This window comes from Dietzia sp. DQ11-44 (assembly GCF_014145205.1).
Taxonomy (GTDB): Bacteria; Actinomycetota; Actinomycetes; order Mycobacteriales; family Mycobacteriaceae; genus Dietzia; species Dietzia natronolimnaea.
Genome location: NZ_JAALEC010000719.1, coordinates 1 through 11,562 on the forward strand (window position 1 = coordinate 1; position 11,562 = coordinate 11,562).

The following is an 11,562-nucleotide window of genomic DNA, read 5'->3' on the forward strand; positions in this document are numbered from 1 at the left end:
CTCGCGGTGTCCCTGGCACTGCTCCCGATCGCCTTCACCGGCCTGGCGATCGCACGGTGGGAGGGCGTTCTCTTCACTGGTTTCTACGCCGCGTACATCGCCTACGTCGTGCTCCAGGCGGCCGACCACGACGCGCTGGGGCCGTTCAGTGCCGCGATGCTGTGGTTTGTCATCCCCATCACCGCTCTGTGGTTGATAGTGCTGGCCACCTACGAACTCGGTGTGCTGCGTGGGCGGGCGCAGACCCGCGGGCGGCCGGTCACAGGTGACAGTGCTGCTCAGGACGCGGCGGCCGGCGGCTCAGGGGCCTCCCCGCCGCGCGCATGACAGCGACGACCGCCGCGCCGGCGGTGCCTGCCTCGATCAGACCTCCCGCGCCATCGCCCGGCCGGCCTTCATCCCCGAGAAGATGCAGCCTCCGAGGAACGTGCCCTCCAACGAGTTGTAGCCGTGCACGCCGCCGCCACCGAAGCCGGCAGCGGGTGCACACGGAAGCCTTCCCAGCGGTCCGTCCCGTACACGTACTCGGCGACGAGCCCGAGGCGGGGCTGTCCTTCGACGCCCAACTCAGGCTGGTCGCGCTGCTGCTCGAGCCTGGCAGCCGCCCTCGACCTCACGGGGCGGCGAGCCTGGCGTGCGTGAGCGTCTGCAGCAGGTCCACGTTCCCAGCCGACGGTGGGGATGATCCGCAGGCCCAGGTCGTGCAGGTATTTTCGCTTCTCCCCGGCGGCGAACTCGACGTACGCCCGCGCCCACTGCCGCGGCCAGTGGCCCTCGGGGCGGTCGAACCCGGCGGAGCCGAGCCAGTCCCGCCACGCCAGCTCGAGGGAGTCGGAGATCCCGATCCGCCGCTGCTCCGGGGTGTCCACCAGGAAGAGGCGGTGTCGTCGCCGACAGAGACCACGCCCAGGTTGGGCGCCAGCGCCGCCCGCCTGGGTCCGCTCCGCCACGTGCTGCGTCCAACCCCACCGAAACTCGACACCTCAGAACCCGGCACCTGATCAGTAGACGGTGTCGCCGAACTGGCCGACTCTGCAACCGGCGGTGTCCGTTCGGCACGCGTGGCGGGGTTAGGCCAGGTCGGCGAAACGCTCGGTGTCGCGGACCTTTCCCGAGACGATGATGGTGTCTCCGGGGTGCAGGATCGTCTCCGCGGTGGCGTAGGTGAAGCCCTCTCCCGGGCGTTTGATCGCCACGACGGTCACGCCGTAGTCGGTCCGGATGGTGGACTGGCCCAGGCTACAGCCCGTGGCGAAGGCGGGGGCGGTGGTCTTGACCATGGCGAACCCGTCATCGAACTCGATGAAGTCGATCATCCGTCCACGGACCAGGTGGGCGACGCGTTTGCCCATGTCGTGCTCGGGACGCACGACATGGTGCACGCCGATCTGGGTGAGAATCCTGGCGTGGGAGTTACTGATCGCCTTTGCCCACACGTTGGTCACGCCCATGTTGATCAGGGCCGAGGCGGTCAGCAGGCTCGCTTCCAGGTCCGACCCGATGCCCACGACCGCCCGGTCGAACTCATGGACCGATAACTGCCGCAGCGATTCTTCGTCGGTGGTGTCGGCCACCACCGCGTGCGTGAGGCGGTGGGCGATCTTCTGCACTACGGTGTCGCTGGCGTCCACGCCCATCACCTCCGCCCCCTGGGCCATCAGTTCCAGGGCGAGAGACTTGCCGAACCGGCCCAGTCCGAGCACGACAACCGCATCGGGGGCACTTCTCTTAGCCAATGAGGGGCCTTTCTGCGGGCAGGTCATACCGGCGTCCACGCTGCCGGGCGGCCAGGGCACTGACCATGGTGATGGGACCGATCCGCCCCAGGTACATCAACCCGATCAGTATCCACTGCCCCCACCCGGGAAGCTGCGCCGTGATTCCGGTGGACAACCCGACCGTGGCGAACGCGGAGGTGACCTCGAACAATAGTTGTCCCAGTCCGAACTCGGTTCCGGCCAGGAGCACGATCGTCGAGACCATCACCAGTCCGATGGCGATCAGTGCCACCGCCAGGGCCTGGCGCTGGACCCGCGTGTCCACCCGCCGGTCCAGGATGGTGACCGACTTCTCGCCGCGGACCTCGGCGATCAACACGAACAACAGCAGGGCGAACGTCGTCACTTTGATCCCGCCCGCCGTGCCGCCACTGCCGCCCCCGATGAACATCAGCACATCGGTGACCAGCAGCGTCGCCTCGTCCATCCGGGCGTAATCCACGCTGTTGAACCCGGCGGTCCTGGGCATCGTCCCCTGGAACGCGGCCACGAGCACCTTGTCGGCCACCCCGAAGGACTGCAGGGTGCGGGTCCACTCCAGCGCCAACACCGCCGCGAACCCAACCAGGAGCAGGCTGACCGTGACGTACACGGTCAGCCGGGTGTGCAGGCTCCACCGCGGGTGTTCGCGCCGCTGCGTGCGGGTATGCCGTACCCGCCGGCCCACCTCGAACAGCACCGGGAACCCCAACCCGCCCAGGACCACCGCCACCATCAATGGCACACAAATCCACGGGTCGGTGGCGAAGCCGATCATGTTGTCGCTGTAGAGCGCGAACCCGGCGTTGTTGAACGCCGAGACCGCATGGAACACCCCCAGCCACCATGCCCGCCACCACGGTTCCTCGTATCCGACCGCGAACCGCAGCATCAGCGCCGCCGCCACCAACGCCTCGATCAGCACGCTCATCCGCACCACACCGATCACGACGTCGCGGACCTGGCCCAGTTCGGCGGCCCTGGCCTCGGCCGTGGTGTTCAGCCGCGCCTTCAACCCGATCCGGTTCGCCAACACCAACCCCACCAACGAGGCCAACGTCATGATCCCCAGACCGCCGATCTGAATCAGACCCAGGATCACCACCTGTCCCAACCCCGACCAGTACACCGGGGTATCGACCACAATCAGCCCGGTCAGGCACACCGCCGACGTCGCCGTGAACACCGCCTCGGTCACCCCGGCACCACTGCCCGACGTCACCGAGACAGGCAACATCAACACCACGGTGCCCACCACGATCGCCGCGGCGAAACTCAACGCGACCACCCGGACCGGACTCGACACCGCCCGGCCCGCCCACCGCGATAACCCAGACGGCGACACCCGCCCATACCCATCCACGACGACAGACTGTAGACCCAGCACGCAGCCGCGCCCCGCAAGAGCCACTCACCCCGACCGACTCCACAACCCCACGGAACCAGGACTACTGTCATGGTGAACCGCCCCAGGTTTCCCGCCGCTCCCTATGTGGGTTGCAACTCTCGGTTGAGAGCGGCGTAGTAACTCAGCTCGAACTCGACGGGCGGGACGTATCCCAGGCTCGAGTGCAGCCGGTCATTGTTGTACCACTCGACCCATGCGGCGGTGGCGTACTCGACGTCGGCAAGCGTCTTGTACGGCCCGTCGTGGAAGATCGACGAGCGGATGCACTCGGCCTTGTAGAGGCCGTTGATCGTCTCCATGAGCGCGTTATCGTAGGCATCGCCGACGCTGCCGATCGACGGTTCGATCCCCTCGAGGGAGAGGCGTTCGGTGAACGCTACAGATGTATACTGGCTGCCTGCGTCCGAGTGGCTGATCAGCGATTTCGGCTCGACTGGGTGCCCTTCGCGGTCGCGTTGCCACAGCGCCATCCGCAGCGGAGTCATGACGAGGTCCGTGGCCATGGAGGTGGCCGCGTTCCACGCCACGATGCGCTGGGCGAACACGTCGACGATGAACGCCACGTAGGTGAAGCCGGCCCACGTTCGGACGTATGTGAAATCGGCGACCCAGAGCCGATCTGGCCGATCCGAGGTGAAGTCGCGATCGACAAGGTCCGGCGCCCGAACACCGTCCGGATCCGAGGAAGTGGTGTACACCTTCTTGGACCGGAGTACGCCTGATAGCCCGAGCGTTCGCATCACACGGTCCACTGCTCCTGGGCTGGCTGTGGTCAGACCGGCCCGGCGCACCTCGGCAAGCATCTTGCGGCGCCCGTTCAGGCCCGCAGGCTGCATCTTCCGCCGCCCCTGCCCATCGGGTTGCCACACGAGCTTGCGGACGGTGTCCTCGACCTCGGCGTCGCTGACGGTCCTGGCCGCCACCACGCGCTGCGGCGAAGTCCACTCGCGGTAGGTCCGTGCGGCAATCTGCAGGCCCGCTTTGCGCAGGCCTCGGCAGATCGACTCGACCGCATGCCCCTCGGACCTCATCTGGTCGATGAACTCGCAGATCACCGGTTGCGGGGGTCGAGCTCCCCCGCGAAGAAAATCGAGGCCCTGCGCATGATCTCCAGGTCCTCGGTCAGCCGCCGGTTCTCGGCCTTGAGGCGCTTGATCTCGGCGCTCTCCTCGGTGCTGACGCCGGGCCGGGTTCCGGCGTCGATGTCGGCTTGCACAGCCCACCTCCGGACCGTCTCCTTGCCCAGCCCCAGACGTCGGCCCACCTGGTCACAGCAGGCCGTCAGCGACGCGTACTCACCGCGGTGCTCGGCCACCATCCGCAGCGCCCGCTCTTTGACCGCGGGATCGATCTTCTTCGGCATACAGCCATCCTCCTCGACTCGAAAAGGAGGCGGCGGGAAACCTGGGGCGGTTCACCATCGATTACGGCAACACAACAGGCACAGCGGAGATCTCCACCGGCGCAAACGACCTCACCTGCCTCACCTCCGTCAAACTCACCTGACACCCCACCGAAGCGCCACCAGCACCTGTCACACCGAACTCCTTCGCGAGAACGCACGGGAGACGGTGAGCGACCGATATCCAGTCGCTGTATCAAGCTTGGGTGTGCACGAGCCGCGCGACTCTCGCCGTTTCAGCGGTCGGCAATCAGCTCCGCCCCCACCCTGAATGGCCGCGTGCCCGCCCCTGCTATCTGGGCCGTAAGGCTGGGCCGTTCGACATTCCCGCAACTGCCGCAGCGATGGCGGCGAGTGCAGCGATCGCGGTGAGTGCGCTGGACGCAAGGGTCAGACTCAATGCGCCCACCAGGCCCGCGACGGGGTAGGTGATGAGGAAGCAGGCGTGCGAGAGAGCGAACTGAGCCGTGTAGACCAGATTGCGGTTCTTTTCGGTGGAGGCGGCGGCGAGCAATCGCGCTGACGGCGTGTTGATCAGGGATGTGCCCGCGCCGAGCGCGAACCACGTGCCCAGTAGCCATCCCCACCCCGTGCCCGATGAGTGCACTGCAACGGTGACCGCCACCGCCACGGTCAGAAAGATCGCGAGCACCGCGATCCCGGCCGCCATCGTGCGGATCACCCCGAGACGTTCGACGAGTCGCGGTGTGGCCACCGCGACCAGAAGAGACCCCAACCCGTAGCACGCCAGGGCGAGTCCGAGGTCGGAATCATCACGGTCCAACACGCCGCGGACATAGACCACGGTGTTGACCATGACCAGCGCAGTACCCGCAGCCACGGCCACGTTGGCGCACATCAGAAACCACAACTCTCTCGTGCGGGCGAACACCGCGGCCCCTTCGCGGAGCCTGCGCCAGAACGGCAATCCGGAGGTCGTGACAGATGCCGCCGGCAGGTGCGCCACAAGCACGAACACGATGGATCCGGCGAACCCGATCGCGGTGCCGACGAACAGGTCATGGAAGCTCACCACGGCCAACATCGCGGCGGCGATAGCTGGCGACAGTAGTGATTCGAGGTCATAAGCCAGCCGCGAGAGCGACAACGCGCGGGTGTACTGACGCTCGTCCGGGAGCACTGCCGGGATCAGGGATTGAAACGCTGGGGTGAACGTCGCCGAGGCCGCTTGCAAGACGAACACCAGGACGTAGATCTGCCACACCTGCTCAACGAACGGCAGGAGTAACGCGACCGCGAACCGGACCAGGTCCGCTCCCACCAGGACGGCTTTCTTCGAAAGTCGATCCACCAACGCCGCCACCACCGGCGCCACACCCACATACGCCACCATCTTGATGGTCAACGCCGTCCCCATCACCGCACCGGCATCGCCTCCGGCCAGATCGAACGCGAGCAGCCCGAGCGCCACCGTCAGCAAGCCCGTCCCCAGCAGCGCCACCACCTGCGCGGCGAACAGCCGGGCGTAGGTGGGTTTGCGAAGAACCCCCACCATCACTGGGGTCCGGTCGACACCACCGGCGGCTGATCGACCGGGACCCGATGGTGGCGGGGCGTGCCCCCGAGGGCATGTTCTGCCTGGAAGATCGCGTCAGAGACCAGCTGGGAGGCGTGCTCATTGGCCAGACGGTAAAACACCCGCTGGCCCTCCTGCCGGCTCTCGACAATCCGGGCCAAGCGCAGCTTCGCCAGATGCTGCGAGATGGCCGCCGGGGTCTTGTCCGCCACATCCGCAAGATGATTCACCGACATCTCCCCCGCCTGCCGCAGCGCGAGGATGATCCGCACCCTGGTGGCGTCGGCCAACATCGCGAACACCTCTACAGCCAGCTCGACGAACTGACTGTCCGGATCAAGACCGCACATCTGCTTATCTGCATCCATACGCAGATTCTTGCACATTGGCACCGCCGACTCGTGGGAAAGGCCCGGCGTGACATAAACCGCTGGCGCCTAGGGTGTAACCGTGGTTTCATTTCGCGAGTGAACGATGCGACCTCCGCGACGCGCGGCCAGTGGGTGCTGCTGAGTTACCGATTGCCTCGGGAACCGTCCACACCTCGGATCACCCTGTGGCGAAAGCTCAAGAAGCTCGGGGTCGCCCAGTTCGCGGACAACGTCGTCGCCCTGCCCGATGACGCCCGGTCGCGCGAACACCTGGAGTGGTTGGCCGACGAAGTGCTCGAGTGGGGCGGCCAGGCCGGGATCTGGATCGCGTCGGCCACCACCCAGGCCCAGGAACTTTACCTCATCGAACAGATGCGCAACGCCCGCGCCGCCGAGTACGCCGAGCTCACCGCCCAGGCAGCCGCGGCCCTGCACGCGGCCGAGGAGGAGCGAGTGAGCAGCCTGCGCCGGTTGCGCAACCAGTGGCGGCAGATCACCAGGCGCGACTACTTCCCCCCACCGGAACGCGCCGTCGCCCACACCGCCCTCCGCCAACTCGCGAGCCCGGACCCGCAGACCGCAGACCACACCCAAACCGACAACACCCAGACGAAGGAATCGCTGTGAAGTGGAGTACCCGCACCGGAATTCACATAGATCGCGCCGCCTGCGCGTGGCTGATCACCCGGTTCGTCGACAGCGAGGCCGAGTTCATCTTCGTCGCCGGACCCGACGACGTGCCGGCAGACGCCACCCCGTTCGACATGCGAGGCGTCGAACTGTCCCACCACAACGGCGACTGCACATTCGAGACCATCCTGCGTCGCTACGACCTGGCCGACCCCGTGCTGTGGCGCATCGCCGAAATCATCCACGAGGCCGACCTCGAAGACGACCGATACGAGGCCCCTGAAGCACCTGGCCTGGACACGGTCCTACGCGGACTGTCCTTGATCGGCGACGACCACCACACCATGGCCGTCACCACCCCGGTCTTCAACGGCCTTTATGAGTACTACCGTCGAAGCCTGCTCGGCGGGCGCCCCGCTTGATCACTCCCACCCATCACCAGAACCGGGACGCGCTATGACCAACGACCGCACCGCCAACAACCCCACCGACACCGAGACACCCTCGGCTCCAACCCGGAAAGCGAGCGGCGATGCGATCCCGCTGAGGGTCGCACTGCGCACCTGGTTCGCCATCAGCCTCCAGACCTTCGGCGGACCGGCAGGACAAATCGCCGTGATGCAACGCGCCCTGGTGGACGAGAAGAAGTGGATCGGCCAGAAACGGTTCCTGCACGCCCTCAACTACTGCATGCTCCTGCCCGGACCGGAAGCCCAGCAGCTGGCCATCTACACCGGATGGCTCCTCAACGGCACCCGGGGCGGCATCGCTGCCGGCACCCTCTTCGTCCTACCGGGCGTGGTGGCCATGCTCGCCCTATCCGGCATCTACGTGGCGTTCGGTGACACCACCGCCGTCACCGCGATCTTCGCCGGCCTGGCACCGGCCGTGGTGGCGATCGTCGCCCAGGCCGTCCACCGGGTCAGCAGCCGAGCCCTGGCCAGTCGCGCACTCGTCCTGCTCGCCGTCGCCTCGTTCCTCGCGCTGTCGGTATTCTCCATCCCCTTCCCCGTCGTGATCATCGCCGCCGCCGCCACCGGCTGGCTCATCGGCCGCGCCCGCCCCGATGCACTACAGAGCAAAACCCCCGCCCGCACCACCGACACCGACGAGACGCCGCCACTGATCCCTGACGATGTGCTGCACGCTGAGCGCCCGACCGCGCGACGCTCCGCAACGGTACTGGCGATCGGCATCGCCGTCTGGGGGCTACCCCTGCTCGCCGTCGCCCTCCTCACAGGCACCGACAGCGTGTTCACCACCCAGGGCATGTTCTTCACCGGCACCGCCCTGGTCACCTTCGGCGGCGCCTACGCAGTCCTGGCCTACGTCGCCCAACGAGCGGTCGAGGTGTTCGGCTGGCTCGCACCCGGGGAAATGGTCCGCGGACTCGCCCTGGCCGAAACCACACCCGGACCGCTGATCATGGTCGTGCAGTTCGTGGCCTTCGTCGGCGCCTTCCGCAACCCCGGAGGCCTGGACCCATGGCTCGCAGGAACCCTCGGAGCCCTAATCACCACCTGGGTCACCTTCGTCCCGTGCTTCGTGTTCGTCTTCCTCGGAGCGCCCTACATCGAGCAACTCCGCAACAACAAAGCACTCTCCGCAGCAATGACCGGCCTCACCGCCGCCGTTGTGGGCGTGATCGCCAACCTCGCCCTCTACTTCGCCTTCCACACCCTGTTCGCCACCACCACCGCACTTCACTGGGGCCCGATCCATCTCGAACTACCAAACCTGGGCACCTGGCAACCAGTCAGCACCGCCATCACCCTCGTCGCGCTGATCCTGGTCTTCGCACTGAAATGGTCAGTCCTTCGCACCCTCGCCGTTTGCGCATCCCTCGGCGCAGCAGCAGCACTCGCCGGATTGCCTCTGCCGTGACAGCACCGTCCCCACCCACTCCGGCCCCGCCTGATGGTGTCGCATTAGACGATCGTCTAACGCGACACTTTCTGAGCGAACGCCCAATCGGAGGCTCGCGCAGGTCGAACACTAACGGCGACTCCTGCCGCTGTGGCGTAGACATGTAGCGCAATAAAGGTGGGCAAGTCACGGTCGTATGCAACACTGCCGTTGTGAAGATCGGCTACGGGCGCGTTTCGACTGAGGAACAGAACGTCGAGACACAACGACAAGCACTGATCGAGCTCGGCGTTGATCCTCGGCGGATCCACCTCGACCGCGGGGTTAGTGGCCGACGGCGTAAGCGTCCGGCACTGGATCGCGCCCTAGCCGAACTGCGCGATGGTGACGAGCTCGTCGTGACCAAACTCGACCGTCTCGGACGATCGCTTCGAGACCTGCTCGACATTGCAGACCAGATACAGGGTGTCGGCGCATCCCTGACTGTCGGGCGGTCTACCTATGACCCGGGCGATCCCGTCGGCGCGATGCTATTCCAGGTTCTGGGTATGGCCGCCGAGTTTGAGGTCGCCATGAACCGCGAGCGCACCCGCGAAGGCGTTGCTCGAGCAAAGGCCGAAGGCAAGTACCGCGGTCGGCAGCCCAAGCTCTCCCCCGCTGACGCCAACAGGCTCCGCCAGATGCACGCCACCGGCGGCTACACCACCGCGGAACTGGGCCGGTTCTTCGGTCTGCACCGCACGTCGGTGTACCGCTACTTGTCCGATGAATAGTGCAAACTCCACCGAGTAGCTAATCCCCGCCCTTGGGCACGGGTACCCCACAGCACCGCTATCGACGGACGGGAAAGACATGTCAAGTAAGGAACCACGGTACGAGATCACCGAAATCAAAGCGTTCCCGGGCACTGAGTCGAAAGCGATCACCAGTAAGCAGCAGGAAGGCTGGGAGTTGGTCTCGCAGCAGCATGGCCGAGTGCGAACGACCCTGAGCTTTCGTAGGCCGAAGCCGCCAGTCCCCTGGAAAATGTGGGCCACGGTCGGCGGCGTCGGCGTTATCCTGGGCAGCATCATTACTGTCGGGGCGCTCCTGGAAGACGACGCCCCGTCTGCGGCAGAAAACACAGCCACTTCGAGCACCGAGCAGCCCTCCCTAGCGGGCCTCGAAGATGATCCCACTTCGGTGCCTGACCTCACGGTCTGCGAAACAGGCCCACTTACCAGGTCATGCAAGTTTGGCCAGACCGCGGTCTACTCCGACACAGTCCGAGGAGGCGAAGTCAAGCTAGAGATCACCGTCGGCGAGCCAGTCGAGTTCACACCGAGCGAGGCTGCGTCGGTCGCACTCGACCGACCGATACAACCCGTAAACGTCTACTTCCCGATCACCATCAGGAACCTATCGCCTGCCCTGCCGGAATCGACCCTTTTCCTTACCCAGGCCCCTTTACCGTGGCGCTCCGGGAGCGAGGCGGTCACCCGCGTAGGGATTCGACCGCCGGCGGAGGTGTGCGGCGAACCCCACCAGCCGACCGGCCCCGAGGCGGCCTCATGGCCGGGTCGCCATCCACCCGGCCAACTATGCGGTGCGCGCGGTCGCGTCCACGGTTTCGCGCCAGCTCACGTGACCGACGCCGTGGTCGGCAAGGTCTACTGGACTGATGCGCGCAACGGCACCGTCTCAGGGTTCGAGGTTCTCTGGCCTGCGGGCGACGGCCGCGCAAGCCGATCGCACTCGGCAGGATGCTCTCGGTTTTACGGTCCGCGGCAAGAAGTCCGGCCATCGTAGTCGCGGACATCGAGACCAGCGTGATTTGTTCGATCGGCCCCTGTCAACGATCAGGCAACCAAGGTGAAGGGACGAAATTACCGTGATCGCCGGCCAGGGCACGGCATCCCGGCGACACTCTTCCGGTGAGCGCGGGCCGGCAGAGTGGGACGCACTGACCAGCGGCCGGGAAGTCGACGTTGTACCGGCACCCTGATACCGGTTGCGCCGCGGCCCCGACACGCGTCGCCCCTGCCGAAGCGTGGAATCGCCGCCGGGAACACTTCAGCGGCCCGAATTGCCCGCCCCCGCCACCGGGTCACTCCGCGAAAGTAGTGTTCTACATCGCCATGTCCATCATGTCCATCATCGGCATTCCACTCATCTGGTGAAACCACGCCATCAGCTGGTGCAGCACGTCGTGCACCTGGCCCATCATGCCCGTCATATCCATCGCGCTTTCCCTTCGAAATCGACACCCTCGACTCTCGAGGTGGCCCCAGTGTCGACTCTCTGCGACGTGGGCGTGGCGCATCGGCGCCGCAGTCGGTTTTCTTCATCAAATCTTCGTAAACTTAACCACCCGTTTTCCTTCGATGTGGCAGGGCTACTGCAAGGTCGGCCACCCATCAACAACTACGCCCCCGGCGCTGCAGGGCCCGGTAGAGCGTGGAACGTCCAATCCCAAGGTCTCGGGCGATCGCCGTCGGCCCCTCCCCCGCCGCAACGCGGGTGCGGGCGTTGTCGATCTGTTCGTCGGTCAGGACGCGTTTCCGTCCCTTGTACTTGCCTTTCGCCTTGGCGATGGCGATGCCCTCGGCCTG

10 protein-coding genes and 2 pseudogenes are annotated in these 11,562 nt (G+C 66.1%); 5 read left to right on the plus strand and 7 right to left on the minus strand.

The annotated features are described in order from the left end of the window. Window positions 1–327 (plus strand): annotated as a pseudogene (locus tag G6018_RS16205) (sodium:calcium antiporter); the annotation flags it as partial. A 329-nt stretch (window positions 328–656) separates the two neighbouring features. On the opposite strand, the pseudogene G6018_RS16210 reads toward G6018_RS16205, so the two are convergent. The 6 genes and pseudogenes from G6018_RS16210 to G6018_RS16235 all read right to left on the minus strand — a co-directional run. After that, window positions 657–878 (minus strand): annotated as a pseudogene (locus G6018_RS16210) (FAD-binding dehydrogenase); the annotation flags it as partial. A 192-nt stretch (window positions 879–1,070) separates the two neighbouring features. Next, entirely contained in the window at window positions 1,071–1,736 is a 666-nt protein-coding gene (locus G6018_RS16215) for a TrkA family potassium uptake protein (RefSeq protein ID WP_277817794.1), read from the minus strand. After that, window positions 1,729–3,063, minus strand: a complete 1,335-nt coding sequence (locus tag G6018_RS16220) for a potassium transporter TrkG (protein WP_347237888.1) — start codon at window positions 3,061–3,063, stop codon at window positions 1,729–1,731. The genes G6018_RS16215 and G6018_RS16220 overlap by 8 nt, the downstream gene beginning before the upstream one ends. 182 nt (window positions 3,064–3,245) lie before the next feature. Continuing rightward, a protein-coding gene (locus G6018_RS16225) for an IS3 family transposase (protein ID WP_182640174.1) occupies window positions 3,246–4,528 on the minus strand; the annotation gives its coding sequence in 2 pieces (ribosomal slippage) (window positions 3,246–4,255 and window positions 4,255–4,528; 1,284 coding nt in all). A 331-nt stretch (window positions 4,529–4,859) separates the two neighbouring features. Continuing rightward, entirely contained in the window at window positions 4,860–6,083 is a 1,224-nt protein-coding gene (locus G6018_RS16230; protein WP_182640175.1) for an MFS transporter, read from the minus strand. Beyond that, window positions 6,083–6,472 (minus strand): metalloregulator ArsR/SmtB family transcription factor, encoded by a 390-nt coding sequence (locus G6018_RS16235; RefSeq protein WP_063935708.1) that lies wholly within the window; start codon window positions 6,470–6,472, stop codon window positions 6,083–6,085. Before G6018_RS16235 ends, G6018_RS16230 begins: the two co-directional genes overlap by 1 nt. Window positions 6,473–6,571: 99 nt before the next feature. Here G6018_RS16235 and G6018_RS16240 point away from each other — a divergent pair, with 99 nt between their 5' ends. The 4 genes from G6018_RS16240 to G6018_RS16255 all read left to right on the plus strand — a co-directional run bounded on the left by G6018_RS16240 (window position 6,572) and on the right by G6018_RS16255 (window position 9,744). After that, a complete protein-coding gene (locus tag G6018_RS16240; protein WP_182640176.1) occupies window positions 6,572–7,102 on the plus strand; it encodes a Chromate resistance protein ChrB in 531 nt (176 codons plus the stop codon). Further along, window positions 7,099–7,527 (plus strand): chromate resistance protein ChrB domain-containing protein, encoded by a 429-nt coding sequence (locus G6018_RS16245; protein ID WP_061917796.1) that lies wholly within the window; start codon window positions 7,099–7,101, stop codon window positions 7,525–7,527. Before G6018_RS16240 ends, G6018_RS16245 begins: the two co-directional genes overlap by 4 nt. Window positions 7,528–7,561: 34 nt before the next feature. Beyond that, on the plus strand, window positions 7,562–8,989 hold the full coding sequence (gene chrA, locus G6018_RS16250; protein WP_182640177.1) for a chromate efflux transporter: 1,428 nt from the start codon (window positions 7,562–7,564) through the stop codon (window positions 8,987–8,989). Window positions 8,990–9,183: 194 nt separating this feature from the next. Further along, window positions 9,184–9,744, plus strand: coding sequence for a recombinase family protein (locus G6018_RS16255; protein WP_182640178.1), 561 nt, complete (start codon window positions 9,184–9,186; stop codon window positions 9,742–9,744). 1,623 nt (window positions 9,745–11,367) lie between these two features. On the opposite strand, the gene G6018_RS16260 is transcribed toward G6018_RS16255, so the two are convergent. Continuing rightward, on the minus strand, window positions 11,368–11,562 hold a 195-nt coding region (locus G6018_RS16260; RefSeq protein WP_182640179.1), incomplete at its 5' end, for a helix-turn-helix domain-containing protein.